Origin of the sequence: Paenibacillus sp. AR247 (assembly GCF_002968895.1) — a bacterium.
In the GTDB taxonomy this organism is placed as follows: domain Bacteria; phylum Bacillota; class Bacilli; order Paenibacillales; family Paenibacillaceae; genus Paenibacillus_AQ; species Paenibacillus_AQ favisporus.
The window spans coordinates 176,618-191,368 of sequence record NZ_PCZT01000018.1 but is presented as its reverse complement, the minus strand read 5'-3'; the positions used below and the strand labels follow the sequence as shown (position 1 = coordinate 191,368).

17 protein-coding genes and 1 pseudogene are annotated in these 14,751 nt (G+C 56.7%); 8 read left to right on the top strand and 10 right to left on the bottom strand.

The features are described 5' to 3' along the window. Positions 1-149 (top strand): annotated as a pseudogene (locus CPT76_RS42315) (ChbG/HpnK family deacetylase); the annotation flags it as partial. Positions 150-165: 16 nt separating this feature from the next. Further along, positions 166-654 (top strand): ChbG/HpnK family deacetylase, encoded by a 489-nt coding sequence (locus CPT76_RS36795; RefSeq protein ID WP_146116437.1) that lies wholly within the window; start codon positions 166-168, stop codon positions 652-654. 340 nt (positions 655-994) lie between these two features. Here the strand turns inward: CPT76_RS36795 and CPT76_RS26645 are convergent, their stop codons facing one another. Continuing rightward, positions 995-1,540 (bottom strand): glutathione peroxidase, encoded by a 546-nt coding sequence (locus CPT76_RS26645; RefSeq protein ID WP_105445049.1) that lies wholly within the window; start codon positions 1,538-1,540, stop codon positions 995-997. Positions 1,541-1,779: 239 nt separating this feature from the next. On the opposite strand from CPT76_RS26645, the gene CPT76_RS26640 reads away from it, so the two are divergent. Further along, positions 1,780-2,523 carry an SDR family NAD(P)-dependent oxidoreductase gene (locus CPT76_RS26640; RefSeq protein WP_105445048.1) on the top strand — a complete coding sequence of 248 codons (744 nt, stop codon included), beginning with the start codon at positions 1,780-1,782 and terminating at the stop codon, positions 2,521-2,523. Between the two features lie 78 nt (positions 2,524-2,601). Here CPT76_RS26640 and CPT76_RS40575 read toward each other — a convergent pair whose 3' ends face one another. Continuing rightward, positions 2,602-3,378: a hypothetical protein gene (locus tag CPT76_RS40575; RefSeq protein WP_258168824.1), complete on the bottom strand. Its 777-nt coding sequence runs from the start codon at positions 3,376-3,378 to the stop codon at positions 2,602-2,604. After that, positions 3,350-3,976, bottom strand: a complete 627-nt coding sequence (locus tag CPT76_RS40570) for a hypothetical protein (protein ID WP_258168823.1) — start codon at positions 3,974-3,976, stop codon at positions 3,350-3,352. The genes CPT76_RS40575 and CPT76_RS40570 overlap by 29 nt, the downstream gene beginning before the upstream one ends. A gap of 143 nt (positions 3,977-4,119) precedes the next feature. Between CPT76_RS40570 and CPT76_RS26630 the strand changes: the two genes are divergently transcribed. Continuing rightward, the gene (locus tag CPT76_RS26630) at positions 4,120-4,491 is read left to right on the top strand and encodes a hypothetical protein (RefSeq protein WP_076173757.1); all 372 of its coding nucleotides are present in this window, start codon (positions 4,120-4,122) and stop codon (positions 4,489-4,491) included. 238 nt (positions 4,492-4,729) lie between these two features. On the opposite strand, the gene CPT76_RS26625 is transcribed toward CPT76_RS26630, so the two are convergent. The 4 genes from CPT76_RS26625 to CPT76_RS26610 form a co-directional block, all read right to left on the bottom strand. After that, a complete protein-coding gene (locus tag CPT76_RS26625; protein ID WP_105445047.1) occupies positions 4,730-5,191 on the bottom strand; it encodes a DUF2269 domain-containing protein in 462 nt (153 codons plus the stop codon). Next, complete coding sequence (locus CPT76_RS26620) at positions 5,188-5,547, bottom strand: hypothetical protein (protein ID WP_146116436.1); 360 nt, start codon at positions 5,545-5,547, stop codon at positions 5,188-5,190. The genes CPT76_RS26625 and CPT76_RS26620 overlap by 4 nt, the downstream gene beginning before the upstream one ends. Before the next feature lie 32 nt (positions 5,548-5,579). Beyond that, positions 5,580-6,023, bottom strand: a complete 444-nt coding sequence (locus tag CPT76_RS26615) for a DoxX family protein (RefSeq protein WP_105445045.1) — start codon at positions 6,021-6,023, stop codon at positions 5,580-5,582. 104 nt (positions 6,024-6,127) lie between these two features. Then, a complete protein-coding gene (locus CPT76_RS26610) occupies positions 6,128-6,760 on the bottom strand; it encodes a TraX family protein (RefSeq protein ID WP_105445044.1) in 633 nt (210 codons plus the stop codon). Positions 6,761-6,930: 170 nt separating this feature from the next. Here CPT76_RS26610 and CPT76_RS26605 point away from each other — a divergent pair, with 170 nt between their 5' ends. The 4 genes from CPT76_RS26605 (at position 6,931) to CPT76_RS26590 (ending at position 11,435) form a co-directional block, all read left to right on the top strand. After that, positions 6,931-8,133, top strand: a complete 1,203-nt coding sequence (locus tag CPT76_RS26605) for a MalY/PatB family protein (protein WP_105445043.1) — start codon at positions 6,931-6,933, stop codon at positions 8,131-8,133. Between the two features lie 314 nt (positions 8,134-8,447). Continuing rightward, positions 8,448-9,245: an SDR family NAD(P)-dependent oxidoreductase gene (locus tag CPT76_RS26600; protein ID WP_105445042.1), complete on the top strand. Its 798-nt coding sequence runs from the start codon at positions 8,448-8,450 to the stop codon at positions 9,243-9,245. Beyond that, a complete protein-coding gene (locus CPT76_RS26595; protein ID WP_105445041.1) occupies positions 9,242-10,018 on the top strand; it encodes an SDR family NAD(P)-dependent oxidoreductase in 777 nt (258 codons plus the stop codon). The genes CPT76_RS26600 and CPT76_RS26595 overlap by 4 nt, the downstream gene beginning before the upstream one ends. 28 nt (positions 10,019-10,046) lie before the next feature. After that, entirely contained in the window at positions 10,047-11,435 is a 1,389-nt protein-coding gene (locus CPT76_RS26590; protein ID WP_076173646.1) for a mandelate racemase/muconate lactonizing enzyme family protein, read from the top strand. Positions 11,436-11,663: 228 nt separating this feature from the next. Here the strand turns inward: CPT76_RS26590 and CPT76_RS26585 are convergent, their stop codons facing one another. The 3 genes from CPT76_RS26585 to CPT76_RS26575 form a co-directional block, all read right to left on the bottom strand. Beyond that, positions 11,664-12,647: a mannonate dehydratase gene (locus CPT76_RS26585; RefSeq protein WP_105445040.1), complete on the bottom strand. Its 984-nt coding sequence runs from the start codon at positions 12,645-12,647 to the stop codon at positions 11,664-11,666. A 94-nt stretch (positions 12,648-12,741) separates the two neighbouring features. Further along, positions 12,742-14,028 carry an ABC transporter substrate-binding protein gene (locus tag CPT76_RS26580; protein WP_258168822.1) on the bottom strand — a complete coding sequence of 429 codons (1,287 nt, stop codon included), beginning with the start codon at positions 14,026-14,028 and terminating at the stop codon, positions 12,742-12,744. A 64-nt stretch (positions 14,029-14,092) separates the two neighbouring features. Then, positions 14,093-14,751: carbohydrate ABC transporter permease (locus CPT76_RS26575; protein ID WP_105445039.1), on the bottom strand; the 659-nt coding region annotated here is incomplete at its 5' end.

The window sequence follows — 14,751 nt, the reverse complement described above, 5'->3', positions numbered from 1 at the left end:
GCCGGCAGTCGGTGTCCTCTCTCATTACGAATGAGGGGTACTTTCCCCGCGACTGCCGCACAGTGGAGACCAGAGCCCAGGCAGCCGAGGTGCACGCCGAAATCATCGGCCAAATCCGGCTCGCCCGGCGCATGGGGCTGAATCCGACCCATCTCGATAATCAGTATGGGGAGCCTGTACGGGCTGGAAACGGGGCGGGATTTCCTCTCCCTCGTCCTTGGCGTCTGCGCGGAGAACGGCCTTCCGTTTCGGCTGCCAAGGCATATTCCCGCTTCGCTTCAGCTCCCTTCCGCCGCCCGGCGCATCCATAAGGCGCGGGTTCGTGAAGCGGACTCGCTCGGGGTCGTCATTCCAGATCACTTAATCCAGCTACCCTTTTCACTGCGCCCGGGAGAAACATACGAAGCCTTCAGGGAAAGCGTAGCGGCTATGCTGTGCTCGCTCCAGGCCGGAGTCAGCGAACTGTATATCCATCCGGCCGTCATTACGGATGAGCTGATGGCCATCCATCATGAGTGGCTGAAGCGCGGCATGGAGCTGCAGGTTTTCCGCGATCCCTGGATCCGCGAAGTGATGCGAAGCCAGCGCATCCGGCAGATCTCCTGGCGCAATCTCCAGCAGCTTCAGCTGCGCAGGCGGCGCCAGAAACCGTAAGTCCGGGGCCGGCTGCTGGGCGTTTGTGCGAGGATGGGGCTTAACAAACTGATTAACTATAAGATACCCGCGATATACGGCATAAGTAATACGCCAGGCGACAAGCAGCTTTCATCCGTTCCGGATAAAGCCTTATACGAAAAATGGACAAAAAAATAGACCCTAGTCCCGTGCCTAGGGTCAATTCATATATAAAAGGGGTATGAGTGCATTATATGAGAGTTTTCTTAAAAACACCTGAAAATTACCTTCAGAATACATTAAAATTCAAGGCAATTCTATCCAAATGGCTGTTTGACGCGGCCCTGGCATGAATAGCCACTATCCATACCATCGTGTCTTAGATCAGCGCTTCTATAGCCGATTCCAGCTCCAGCGGACCGACCGGTGTCTCAAACCGCTCCACCACCCGTCCTTCCCGGTCGATCAGGAACTTGGTGAAGTTCCATTTAATATCGTCGCCTTCCAAAAGCTCCGGCTGCTCCTTCTCAAGGAACGATTGCAGCATTTTCCCTTCGGAATTGTCCGTGCTAATCCCCTGAAACGGTGCCTGCTCCGTCAAGTAAGCAAACAGCGGATGCTTGTCTTCTCCGCGCACGTCCACCTTCTCAAACAGCGGGAAACTCACTCCATAATTAATTTGACAAAACGTATTCACTTCCTCATTGCTTCCGGGCTCCTGTTCGGCGAACTGGTTGCTTGGAAAACCGAGCACTTTGAATCCCTTGTCTCCGTATTTCTCGTATAGCTTCTGCAGGTCGGCATACTGCGGGGTGAACCCGCATTTGCTCGCCGTGTTGACAATGAGAAGCACGTCACCCTTATACTCCGAGAGTTCCTTTTCCGCTCCTCGGATACTGTTTGCTGTAAAAGAATAAATACTCATGGTCCCATCCTCCACTTTAATTATATTTTATAAAATTAAATTGTACACAATTTATATATTGAATGTACCACCATCTTTTCCGGAAAGCAAGCTCTTTTTGCTCCGTTCGCGGCATTTTATTCTCAGGGTATCTCCAAAGCGTCGGCTAATATTTTCAGAAAAATGGGTAAATTAACAAAGATGAACCCGATTCCGGTGACGGATACGGACAATTGCTGTGAGAAGGAGTGACGCGAGGTATGAAACTTTCCGGTAAAGTAGCGATCATTACGGGCGGTGCCAGCGGGATCGGACAAGCCACCGCACGCCTGTTTGCCCAGGAAGGCGCCAAGGTCGTCGTGGCCGACCGCTCGGAAGCGGGCCAGGAAGTGTCCGACCATTTGAAAGAAAAAGGGTACGACTCGATTTACGTCCGGGTGGATGTGACCAAGGAGGAGGAAGTCCAGGCACTGGTGGAACGGACCGTGAAGGAATACGGAAAACTGGACATTATGTTTGCCAATGCGGGCGTGGCCAACGATGAGCCGGCCGATCAGCTGTCGCTGGACAAATGGCAGCGCACGATCGACGTCAATCTGACAGGCGTCTTCCTGTCGGATAAACACGCCGTGGTCCAAATGCTGAGACAGGGCACCGGGGGTGCCATCATCAACTCCGCTTCGATCCACGGCCATGCGGCCAAAGCGGGAGTTACCGCTTACGGCTCGGCCAAAGGCGGCGTCGTCCTGCTCACCCAGACGCTCGGCATTGAATACGCCAAACACGGCATCCGGGTGAATGCCGTCTGCCCGGGTTATATCGATACGCCGCTGCTAAAGGCGCTTCCGCCGGAAGCCAAGCAGCAGCTCGTGGAGCTGCATCCGATCGGACGGCTCGGCACCGCGGAAGAGGTGGCCAAATCCGTCCTGTTCCTGGCGAGTGACGACTCCTCGTACGTGATCGGAACGAGCCTGATGGTAGACGGCGGATACACCGCCCAATAATGCCCACAGCAAGTATAAAAGAAGCGCCCTGGCGGCATCGCTGCCGCCGGGACGCTTTTTTATGCTCAGCTAACTCTCTTACCCACGATCCTGCTCTACTTTCAGCCTTTGGCCGATCGGGGTTTCACCCGACTTTTTGCCTTTCACATGCCACAGTCCCGGCGTATCCCGCATCCCGCTGACTTCGACCAGCACGGGCCGCCGGGGAAGCCCGCTTACCCGCAGCCATAAACGGTTGCCGTCGACGGCCCTCTGCTCGATGGTGATGCCGGCCAGCGGCCCAGCCTCCGTGTTCTCCTCCGCAAAGAACAGCACCGTTCCCAGCGTATCCGGATCAATCCGTTTGTTGAACGAAACCGTCAGCTCTTGTTCTCTGCGCATGACCGCTTTCACAGGGACAGGCGGTTCGTCATACATATACCCGCCGAGATGGTATTCGTACGCCGTCCACGTATCGTAGCCGAGCTCGTAAACCGTGTTCTGGAAGTCATTGAGCCAGCGCCGGTTCTTCACCATGCTGCTCCGGGATCCGATGTCAGCCTGAATGCCAAGGGGAAGTCCGGGATAAGCGGCCCGGATCGGTGCGGCGAAGCTCTCGTATCCGCCCGCGTACTGCGGCGGCAAATGGCGTTTCATCCAGTCAGGCCAGTGGGTTTGAAGCACGTGCATATCCGGCCGGACCTTCCCGATCATCGAAATCGCATCCAGCCCCTGCCATTCCTTCAGCCGGAGGGTGGATACCGCTCCGCCGTCAACCGCCAGCGACCAGGTCGCCACGGCAATATCCGGGCGGACACTTCTTGCGCCTCCGCTGCCGTTTATAATTTCATCGATGAGTCCGTTCACGGCGTCCACGCGGAAAGTAATCCATTTGCCGTAGATGTCGGGCACCTTTTTTATAATAGTTAGCAGCCCGTTTGTTCAGAAATTCGGGAATATCATGGCCGTACTTGTCCCGGAACGCTTGCTTCGCATGGGGGCCGACGTCGCCGTATACCCCTCTGCGGATGCCGTCCCATTCCGGAAAATAGGGCTCGGCGATCTCAATGCCGTCAAACGGATGGTCCAGAACGACCCGGGCGACCGCCTCCTTTTTCCATTCCACGTAAGATGCCGAGAACGGAGAAAACCGCTCAAAGCCGTCATTGAGCTCCTTCAGCAGCCCCATCCGCCAGGAACGCCATTCCCGTGGGAGATGTTCAGTGGCGAACGTTCCGTTCCCGATTACAAGCGCCCATACGGCAATATCCCGGGCGTGAAAAGCCTCAATGATGTCCGTTCGGACCCTGCTCTCGTTCACGACAAAATAATGCACCGTCCGGTAGCCGGACAGCTCGATCTCTTCGGCGATGCTCTCGGCAGAGCGGTCCGCATAATAAGGAAACAGCGGGTCGATTTGAATGCTGGGCCCTTCCAGCGCCCATGGTCTTGATATCACCCTGCTCTCGTTCATGGTTCCTCCTTTCGCAAATCTAAAGCCGTCTTTGCTGTTCCTGCGTAAAACGACCTGTGATTCTCTTCAAAAAATCGAAGCACCCGCCCAGTTCAGGGCATACAATGCAATAAACGTTCATCGGAGGGATCCAAGTGCTGCTCATGAAGTTTAAAAGAAATATAACCCTGCAGGAGCGTCTCGCCAAATTCACCGGGCATCTGGTGGAAATCAACGGCGCTGGCCTGGGTCTGGAGCCGGGGCGGCTGCAGCATGTGTATAAAAGCAGCTTTATCCGCGTTCAGGGGGAGCTGTTCGTTCCGCTCAGTCTGCAGACCATCCGCGTCTTTGACGTCAAGCCGCCGGCGGTATTCCGCCGCGTCGGGATCCGGACGGTATTCCAGTCCGGCAAAGCCTTTTCCAACATGAAGCTGGTGCTCATCGGTTCCGACTTCATCGAGGTGCAGGCCAAAGGGAAATCGCCATCCCGAATTTTATTTCCCCTGAATCAAGTCGAAGGAATCTTTCCGGTCTGATCCGCACTTCCCTTATTGTACATCTTTCAACCGGAAAATGCCCAGACACTGCGCTTTGGGTTCTGCCCAGCCATTTTGGCGTTTTATTTAAGGTATGCTCTATTTCTTTCCATAAAAACCGCACCTATACCCTCATTTTTGCGGACCCTGCAGCTGCAGACGACAGCCTCTTGTCTCCCCTTATCAGCAAACCAAAAACCGGCCGTTATACATAACGGCCGGTCGTTTGCGCCTCATTTTAAAAAGGCTGGCTGACCATGAAGTACAATATAAAAAGCGGCAGCAGGGTGGCAAGAATGCCGAAAACCGCCCAATACGCCGACAACTGCTTGTAAGCTGCGGAGATCGCGCCGTTTTCGAGCGCCTGCCGGCTGAGCCGGATCATTCCCCGCTGCAGCGGGATCAGTACGGCCAGCCACAGCACGCCGGTGATCCCGAACAGGATTAGCGAAGCCGTGAGCCAGTTCAGACCTGCCAGCGAATAGCCGCCTTTGGCGGCCATCAGGCTCCCGGTGACGATCAAGAACAGCAGCCCGGGCAGCGTAAACGCATAATCGGCGAGCATCACGTTGTTCACGGTGCGGTGAATCTCCGCGGCATCGCCCCGGATGTCGGCGCGGACTTTCCAAAAAGCAGCCGTAATGATGTTGCCCAAGAAAAGCACGCTTCCGGCAATATGCAGAAACAGGAGCAGCGTCATGACGTCGGAGCACCTCCTTGACAGTCCGGCCGCAGCGTCCGCATAATCAGCTCCGAAAACTCCTGAATGCCGAACCCCGTGCTGCGAACTCCGATCAGACTGCGCATCCGCAGCCCGAAGGAGAGCAGCTCAAACAGCTCCGCAGCCTGGTCGGCATTGACCGATGAAGGGATGACTCCGGACTCCTGGCCTGTGACGATCCACTTCCTGGACGTGGCGACCGCCTGCCGGTAAAAATCCGCGACGATGCCGGCCGCTTCCGGCTGATCGCTTTTCCCGATCAAATACATCATGATGAGGTTGCTCACATCTTCCCGGCTCACCAGCTTGGGCAGGCTCTGCGCGATCGCATTCATCGGCCCGTCGAATTCCTTTACTGCAGAGGCATCTACCGCATCCATCCCGCAGCGAGCACGGCAGCCAAAAAAACGACCTGCAGCACGGTTCGCGGGACAAGCGGCATCACCGCTCTGCCGTCCAGAGTCAGACGGTTATTCGCCGCGTATACGTTGGCCGGAAACATGGCCAGCAGCATCAGGGCGAGCCCGGTGGATGCCGCCTCGGCCATGATCGGAATCATTATGCCGACGGCGCCGGCGATTTCCAGCCAACCCGTCAGCGTAACCAACGCGCCCGGCTGCGCGAACCGCGGCGGTACCATGGCGACCAGCTCCGCGCGGCGTTTGCCCCAATGAGCCGATGCGGTCAGCAAAAACATGACGGCTACCGCAAAGCGCAGACTGATGATCCAGTCATTCATATACTCCCAGCCCAGCCATCCCATCAAGCGAAACCCTAACAGCGAAACAATCAATCCAATCAAAGGAGCCATTTCATCACCTTTTCCCTGGTTTTATTAGCTCCATTATAAATACCGACCATCGGTTTGTAAATGGGATAACTGTAAATATTTCCAACGAAAAAAAGGCTGGTGCATTAAGCATCCAGCCGCTGCAGCACAGCCAGAACGGTCAGATGCAGCGGATAAAACGACCGCCACACCCATGCCCTAACTCTGGCCTGCTCGATCTTTTTCCATAAATAAGGCCCGTATACAATCACCAGGGTCGGTACGATGCTCAGCATCTGCAGAACAGCCCCTGCTCCAAATGCTATCAAATACAGGATGTTCAGGAACACATGGGCACCCAGCAATTTTTCGGAGGAAGCATACCGGAAGGCAAGCACCAGCAGCAGGCCGTATGCGCCGTAATCAAACGGGAACCCTTCCATCAGAACGCAAAAGGCCAGAACGATCCCGGCTTTGGCCGCTATGGACAGATTGCGCTCCAAAATTTGCAGGACGGCGGCTGCCACAAACAGCGTGACGACCACGTTCAGCCCGTCCGGGTCCAGAGCCAGCTGGTATGGAATTTGGGAGAGCAGAGCCAGTATAAACAGCCTGAATAAATATTTGGTCCGGCTTCGGGTAAAATAATGTCCCTGTACGAGTGCATAGGCGTAAATCGGAAATGCGATCCTTCCGATCACCCTCAGCCAAATTTGATCCGGAAAAAACACGATCCCTGCATGATCGATCAGCATGGTCAGCATGGCGATCAGCTGCATGTCCTTCCTCCTTTCGGATAACCCGTAGGCGTCATTCCTCATGCGTTCATTGTACTTGAGATGCAGGATGGTTTTCAAAGCTGACGTGTACCCAAAAACTTGCCGTATCTGTTATGATTATATTCGTGGATAGACGAACTTTTGAATGACCTTCCAAGGAGGAGAACAGCTTGAACTTTCATCAACCAATCGAACGTATAAATACAGATAGTTTTAAATGGGACGACCTGAAGCGGATCTTCGGCGTGTCCGACGTCCTTCCGATGTGGGTAGCTGACATGGATTTTGCCGCACCCGACTCGGTCATTTCCGCGCTGAACAGCCGCGCAGAGCACGGGGTATTCGGCTACACGATGCAGTCTGATGCGTATAATCAGGCCGTCGCGGACTGGATGAAGAGCCGCCATCGGTGGTCCATCGACAAGGAATGGATCGTCTTCTGCCCAGGCGTCGTGCCCGCCCTCAGCTTCATCGTGCAGGCTTTTACCGAGCCGGGAGACAAGGTTGCCATCCAGACGCCGGTGTACCCTCCTTTTTACAGCGTCGTCACCGATCACGGCCGGGAGCTGGTACAGAACCCGCTGAAGGAGCAGGACGGGTATTACACGATGGATCTCGAAGCGCTTGAGCAGAGCCTGGACGATCAGGTCAAGCTGTTCATCCTGTGCAGCCCGCACAATCCGGTCGGCAGAGTATGGCGGCGCGAAGAGCTGGAGGCGGTTGCGAAGCTCTGCATGGAGCGCGGTATTCTGATGGTGTCCGACGAAATCCATGCGGACCTGGTTTATGAAGAAGGGACCCATATTCCGTTCGCCAGCTTGTCCGAGGAGATTCAGGAGAACTGCATCATTTGTACTGCGCCGAGCAAAACGTTTAATATCGCCGGGCTGAATACTTCGAATATCATCATTCCGAACGATTCCATCCGGCGCCGGTTCAAAAAGACGCTTGAGCTCTATCATGTCAATTCGATCAGCTCGCTCGGCAGCGCAGCCACCCAAGCCGCCTACAATGACGGCAAGGCTTGGCTGGACGAAGCGCTGGTGTACATGAAAGCGAACATGGAGTATGTGAGTCAATATTTGGGTGAACATATTCCGGAAATCAAAACCCGGGTACCTGAAGCGACGTACTTGATGTGGCTCGATTTCCGCGCGCTGCAGATGTCACCCGACGATCTGGAACAATTTCTGCTGAACAAAGCCAAGCTTGCCCTGAACAAGGGTTCTGCTTTTGGCAAGGAAGGCGAAGGCTTCATGCGCCTGAACATTGCCTGCTCCCGCTCCCTGGTCGAGGAAGCGATGAAGCGTCTTGATCAGGCGGTCCAGGAATGGCGCAAGGAGCAGCAGCAACAACAGCAGCAGCCGGTATAATCAACCGGTGTAATAGAAGCGTGACGCTTTCCCAAATTAGGCATTAGACTAGGCTAAAAGCATGGTCCGAACAAGCGGCATCCGGCTTGCGTAGGCTTCCCGTACAGGGCAGCATTCGCTCCGGAAGCCGCTTTTTTCATGCTTCCGGTTTAGAACTGCCGCTCAGTCTGCTTCGCAATCCTCTCTTCCCTCCCCTTTTGAAAGAAATCAAACAAAATCGTAAGATTCACATCTCGAAGCTAGCAGTGCCAACCTTTTATGATGAAGTTGAACGTACCGACAGCCATAAGTACCGCTCTATCCGGAGGTGATTTATGAATCATTCTGCACAAGTCGTCCTGATCACGGACGCAGACACTCCTGTTGGCAGAGCCATGATCCGGCGTTTTTCGGCCGGCGGCGCCCATCTCGTGCTGAACAGCGCATCCGGCGGCGCCGAGGCGGCAGCTGATATCGCTGCAGCCCGGGCCGCAGGCTCGAACGTCATCGTGGCGAGCCTCGACCTGAGCGTCGGAGCCAACGCGAACCAGCTGGTCGAGACCGCGGAGCGGGAGCTCGGCGGACTGGACGTCCTGGTCCATAATAACGATCTGCTCGCCCCCGCTTCCGTCGAGACCTGTTCGGAGGCGCTGTTTCAAGAAGTGATGCATGCCAATGCGAAGTCCGCCTTTCTGTGCGCACAAGCCGCAGGAAAGACGATGGCATCCCGGCAGTCGGGCTGCATCGTCTTTGTTTCGTCGATCCATGCCGAGAAGCCGACCGGATCTTCCTTTGTCTACAGCGCGTCCAAGGGAGCCGTCAAAATGCTGGCGAAGGAAGCGGCACTGGAGCTCGGCCGGCACGGCATCCGCGTCAATACGATTGAGGCGGGGCCGGTAGAAGGCGATGATGAACGCTTCCGCAGCAGGCTTACGACGCTGTATCACAGCTACGAAACCAAGGTGCCGAGCGGGCAGCTGGGAAGCGCTGAGGATATCGCCCATGCCGCAGGCTTTCTCGCCTCTGCGGAAAGCCGCTACTTGAACGGCGCGGATCTCCGGCTGGACGGCGGTTTCCTGCTGCACTATATGGACCATAAAATGAAACGGCCAAAGGGAGGCGATTCGCCATGAGCATAGCAGGCAAAGTCGCCCTTGTGACGGGAGCGGGAACCGGCATCGGCCAGGGGATTGCGCTGGAGTTCGCACGCAGAGGCGCAAGCGTAGCGGTCCACTATAACCGCAGCGAGGCCGGCGCCCTTGAAACGAAGCGGCGGATCGACGAGGCCGGCGGGGACTGCTTCATCGTTCAGGCGGACGTCGCCAGGCAGGACGAGATTGCCGCGATGGTAAGGGAGGTCGAGAATCGCGGCGGCGGCATCGACATCCTGGTGAACAATGCCGCCGTGCAGTTGAACTACGACCTGTTCAAGCACGATGAGGAGACGTTCAGCCGCATGATGAATACGAACGTGAAGGGCTACTGGCAGTGTATTCAGGCCGTCGTTCCGGCCATGAAGCAGAAAGGCGCAGGCCGCATCATTCTCATCTCTTCGGTGCATGCGAAGCGGCCGACCGATTTCGATCCCGTCTACGCGATGACGAAAGGCGCGATCCGGATGCTAGGAAGGGAAAGCGCTATCGAGCTGGCCCCGTACGGCATCACGGTGAACATGATCGAGCCGGGAGCCGTCGACGTCGGCAAATATGAGCGCATATTAGCGGACGATCCCGATGCGCAAAAGAAGCTGGAGGAGCGGCGCAAGCGCCAGCTGGCCAAATTCCCGATGGGGCGCGTCGGCGTCCCGCTCGATGTCGCCAGGCTCGCGGCCTTCATCGCCTCGGACGAAAGCGAATATTTGACGGGCTCCGCCATCCGTCTGGACGGCGGGAGCATGCTGCTGTAACGAACCATCCAATAGGGGGAGTGATTTCATGATTAACAAAGAGTCTTACGAGCAAACTTTGGCCCATGTAAGCACCGCTTCGAGACCCTCGGAGCTGAAAATTACGGACATCCGCTTCACCGATATCGTCGGGGGGCCTTTTCACAGCAGCCTGATCAAGGTGTATACCAACCAGGGGCTCGTCGGCTTCGGGGAGGTTCGCGACGGCGCGGACAAAGTATACGCCCTCATGCTGAAGAGCCGTCTGCTCGGCGAAAATCCCTGCAACATCGACAAGCTGTTCCGGCGGATCAAGCAGTTCGGCGGCCATGCCCGCCAGGGCGGCGGCGTCAGCGGAATCGAGCTCGCGCTGTGGGACCTGGCCGGCAAAGCCTACGGGGTGCCGGTCTATCAAATGCTTGGCGGCAAATTCCGCGATAAAATCCGCATGTACTGCGATACGGAGGTCGTCGGCAAGGATACTGGCAAGGCGATGGGCGAAGCGCTGAAGAAACGGATGGACGCCGGCTTTACCTTTCTGAAGATGGACCTCGGCATCGGACAGATCATCAATGAGCCGGGTACGCTGAGCGCCCCGCTCGGCTTCCTGGAGGAGATGAGGGAAAAGTCGAAGCGCCGCTACAATCAGAACTTCGACGGATTGTCGGAAGACGAGCTGCGGGAAATTACGAACCGCCACTACGATATCTACAACATCCCCCACCCCTTAACCGGCATTCATGTCACGGAAAAAGGACTCGACATGCTCGAGCAGTACGTCGCGGACGTCCGCTCCGTCATCGGCTACCAGGTGCCGCTCGCCATCGACCATTTCGGCCATATCGGGCTTCAGGACTGCATCAAGCTGGGCCGGCGCATCGACAAGTTCAACCTGGCCTGGATGGAAGACATGATTCCTTGGCAGTACACGCAGCAGTACGCCCAGCTGTCCCGGGCCGTCACCACTCCGATCTGCACGGGCGAGGACATCTATCTGAAGGAGAATTTCAAGCCGCTGCTCGAAGCGGGCGGCGTCTCCGTTATCCATCCCGACGTCCTGACTACCGGCGGCATTCTGGAGACGAAGAAAATCGGCGACATGGCCCAGGACTACGGCGTCGCCATGGCGATCCATATGGCGGAGAGTCCGATCGCCTGCCTTGCAGCCGCCCATGTCGCCGCCGCGACCGAAAACTTCCTTGCGCTCGAATACCATTCCTGCGAAGTGGATTGGTGGGACGACATCGTCATCGGCAGCAGGCTGCCGGATAAACTCGTCCAGAACGGGTACATTACGCTGACGGACGCGCCCGGTCTCGGCATCGACGATCTGAATGACGAAGTGCTGGCCGAACATGTCCACCCGGAGATCGGCGGAATCTGGGAGTCGACCGACCAGTGGAACAAGTTTTATTCCAACGACCGGCTGTGGAGCTGACGGCTGGCAGCAATACGAACCACCCGCACGGCGGAACGCTGTGCGGGTGGTTTTTTCTCGTATGGAGGACGACAGGTTGACGCGTGAAAGGACGCTGATCTCCGACCTCCCTTTCTTTTGATCCCCCTTCGTCGACGAAAGGCATGCCTCGTCAAGACGAAAAGGCACGGATCGGAGGGATCCGTACCTTGATAATTACTGATCTTTCTGTTTCGAAATGAACGAAGCTTAAGACGTCACCGAAGTCCGGCTCATCTTGGCCGCCGCTTCCATCAGCCCAGTGATATAGCCGACGCCGTACAGGCGGCCGAGCAGCTCATATCCCGGGTTCGTATTGTCCTCGCCTTCCATCGTCGGGACATGGTCCGGTCTCGCCGGCCCGTCGAAGCCGACCTCGTAATAGGTCTTCATCGCTTCGAGCATATCCGTCTTGCCGTCGTCGTGGAAGGTCTCCTCGAACTTCTCCGGCGTGCCCTTCACGTCACGGAAGTGGACGAAGAACAGCTTCTTCTGGCCGGCGAACTGGCGGATGACCGCAGGAATGTCCTCGCCCGCCGTCGCCAGCGTTCCTTGGCACATCGTCATGCCGCTGTATGCGCTCGGCACCAGATCGATCGCCCGCTGCAGCGCGGCCGCGCTCGTCAGAATCCGCGACACGCCGCGGATCGGCGAGATCGGCGGATCGTCCGGATGGAGCGCCAGCTTCACCTGCGCGGATTCGGCGACGGGCACGATTTTTTCCAGGAAATAGTGCAGGTTCTCCCACAGCTGCGCCTCAGTGACGATGCCGGCCTCCGTCAGCGGGGCATCTGCCATCAGGCTGTGGTCGTAGCTTGATACGAGCGCCCCGCCGCGCGTGCGGGTTGTCGTCGAGGTGCGGAACCAGTTAAACTGCGCCATGAAGTTGTAGCAGAGCACAGGAATGCCGGCGGCACCCATGTTGACGATGAACTGCTGAAAAATCTCGATCTCCTCGTCGCGGCCGGGCGTCCCGAGCTTGATGTTGTTGCTCGGCGGCATCGATTCGATGACGGACAGCGTCAGTCCGAAGTCGGCGTACCGCTGCTTCATTCGGATCAGCGGCATCAGATCCCACGGCTTCTCCGACTTCTCTTCCCACGGCAGGCCGCCAACCGCATAGTTCACGTTCATCTGCTTCGCCAAATGCCACAGCCGGTTCGGCTGCGAAGAGAAAAATTCCGCCAATTGCATGGAATGAACACCTCTTTCTCATTAGCTTACTCATAAAAATTAGGTTATCAATTCAGGATAACAGCAGCACCGTCTCACGAACAGAGAAGCTTTTTCATACGCTGTCCCCGCCGATTGATATTGCCACCGCCCCGTGCTGCTTCCGGTTCAACGGGAAGGCCTGCTCCAGGCTCTGCTGGCCGAACGTGACCGCGTCCATCTCTTTCTTGTAGGCGTCCACCCATTCCGTGAATCCGGGAGCCGGCGAGTAAAACGGCAGCGCTTTGTCGACGGACTGATCGTAAATTTCCTTGCCGAGCTTATCCTTCGCTTCCAAATTCGGCTCGAGCTCCTTGTAAATTTCCGGATTGATCGGAATGCCGCGGGTCAGTCCGAGTGTTTTTCCCGCATCCTTATCCGTCACGAACCATTTGACGAAATTTTTTGCCTCTTCCTTGTTCTTCGAATTGGCGCTGACGCTGAGGAAAATAGTCGACTGTGCCCAGCCCCCGCCGGCCGGACCGGTCGGCATATTGACGACACCCACTTTACCCGGCATCAGCTGCTCCAGCGCGCTGACCGAGCCGGTCGTTGCACCCCGGGTCATGACGACGCCGGAAGCCATCGGGTCCGCCTGCGGGTCGTTCTCCAGGAACGAGGCCGCCTGGTCCGCCGGAGGCACGATTTTGTCCTTGCGGAACTGTTCATAGGTTTGGTAGAACTTCATGAACAGGTCTTTATCCAGCGTGAACGTCTTGCCTCCGTCAGCCATGATCGGCGGCTTGCCCATCGCTGTCTGGTAGTAGTTGAAGCCGTCCCATGACGTCGTGTCGCCGATCGGATACTTCCCTTCCGGCAGCTTGGCGCGGGCGTCCTTTGCCCATTGGAAATACTCGTCGTACGTCCAGTCTTTATGCGGCAGCGGGATGCCGTATTTCGCCAGATCCTCCTTGTTGAAGGCGATCCCCTGCGCGTTCTGGCTGAGCGGTATGCCGTACAGCTTGCCGCCGATTTTCAAATTCTCGATGACGCCGGGATCCACGATGCCGGTCAGGTCGATATCGGACAAATCCTCCAGCTGCCCCCGGCTAACGTACTCCTGCAAATAGGCGGCGTCCATCTGAAGGACATCGGTAATCGATTTCGATGCCGCCAGTGTCGGCAGCTTTTGCCAGTAAGCGTCCCAAGCCATGTATTCCGGCTTGAATTTTACGTCCGGATGCTGCTGCGTGTACAGGTCCAGCGCTTTTTTGGTCGCTTCGTGCCGTTCGTCCGTTCCCCACCACATGATGCTCAGCGTCTTTCCGCTGCCGCTTCCTTTTCCGCCGCCGCTGCAGGCCGTGATCGCGAAGAGCAGCGCCAGCAGGAGAGAGACAAGGCTCATTCGTCTCATGTTCATCATCTTCCGTTTCCCCTTTCGTTTTATATCAGCCATTTTTTTCGTGGAATCTTATTACGCAGCCAAGCTACCCTTTGAGGCCGGTCGTCGCAATCCCCTCGACAAAATGCTTTTGCGCAAACAAAAAGATAAGCATGGACGGGAGGACGGACAACAGCGACATGGCGAGCAGCTGTCCCCATTGGATATCAAACTGGTCGATGAACATTCGCAGAGCCAGGCCGACCGTAAACTTTTCGACCGAGCTGATGTACAGCACCTGCGCGAAGAAATCGTCCCAGCTCCAGATAAAGGTAAATATCGCGACCGTCATGAGCGCCGGCTTGATCAGCGGGAAAATGATCCGGAGGAAGATGCCGTACACCGACGCGCCGTCGATTTTCGCCGCCTCGTCGAGGTCCCGGGGAATGCCCCGGATAAACTGGACCAGCAGGAAGATGAAGAACGCCCCGCCGCCGAAAAAATGCGGCAGCACCAGCGGCACGTAGCTGTCCACAAGGCCCAGCTTGTTAAAGAGGATGTACTGCGGAACGATCGTTACCTGTCCGGGCAGCATCATCGTCAGCAGCAGGATGGAAAACCAGAAGCCCCGCAGCTTGAAGCTCAGCCGGCCGAAGCCGTAAGCAACGATGGCGGCGGTCAGCACCCCTCCGATGACGTTTCCGAGCTCCATCAGAAGCGAATTGCCGAAGAAGTGGGCGAACGTGTACTCGCTGGAGAAATGCC

What these genes read in the sequence shown, in the direction of transcription:
- CPT76_RS26645 (WP_105445049.1), bottom strand. Translation starts at nt 1,540, where the DNA reads ATGAGTATTTATTCTTTTACAGCAAACAGTATCCGAGGAGCGGAAAAG.
- CPT76_RS26585 (WP_105445040.1), bottom strand. Translation starts at nt 12,647, where the DNA reads ATGCAATTGGCGGAATTTTTCTCTTCGCAGCCGAACCGGCTGTGGCAT.
- CPT76_RS26640 (WP_105445048.1), top strand. Translation starts at nt 1,780, where the DNA reads ATGAAACTTTCCGGTAAAGTAGCGATCATTACGGGCGGTGCCAGCGGG.
- CPT76_RS26610 (WP_105445044.1), bottom strand. Translation starts at nt 6,760, where the DNA reads ATGCAGCTGATCGCCATGCTGACCATGCTGATCGATCATGCAGGGATC.
- CPT76_RS26630 (WP_076173757.1), top strand. Translation starts at nt 4,120, where the DNA reads ATGAAGTTTAAAAGAAATATAACCCTGCAGGAGCGTCTCGCCAAATTC.
- CPT76_RS26620 (WP_146116436.1), bottom strand. Translation starts at nt 5,547, where the DNA reads ATGAATGCGATCGCGCAGAGCCTGCCCAAGCTGGTGAGCCGGGAAGAT.
- CPT76_RS36795 (WP_146116437.1), top strand. Translation starts at nt 166, where the DNA reads ATGGGGAGCCTGTACGGGCTGGAAACGGGGCGGGATTTCCTCTCCCTC.
- CPT76_RS26580 (WP_258168822.1), bottom strand. Translation starts at nt 14,028, where the DNA reads ATGATGAACATGAGACGAATGAGCCTTGTCTCTCTCCTGCTGGCGCTG.
- CPT76_RS26615 (WP_105445045.1), bottom strand. Translation starts at nt 6,023, where the DNA reads ATGGCTCCTTTGATTGGATTGATTGTTTCGCTGTTAGGGTTTCGCTTG.
- CPT76_RS26600 (WP_105445042.1), top strand. Translation starts at nt 8,448, where the DNA reads ATGAATCATTCTGCACAAGTCGTCCTGATCACGGACGCAGACACTCCT.
- CPT76_RS26595 (WP_105445041.1), top strand. Translation starts at nt 9,242, where the DNA reads ATGAGCATAGCAGGCAAAGTCGCCCTTGTGACGGGAGCGGGAACCGGC.
- CPT76_RS26590 (WP_076173646.1), top strand. Translation starts at nt 10,047, where the DNA reads ATGATTAACAAAGAGTCTTACGAGCAAACTTTGGCCCATGTAAGCACC.
- CPT76_RS40570 (WP_258168823.1), bottom strand. Translation starts at nt 3,976, where the DNA reads ATGAACGAGAGCAGGGTGATATCAAGACCATGGGCGCTGGAAGGGCCC.
- CPT76_RS26625 (WP_105445047.1), bottom strand. Translation starts at nt 5,191, where the DNA reads ATGACGCTGCTCCTGTTTCTGCATATTGCCGGAAGCGTGCTTTTCTTG.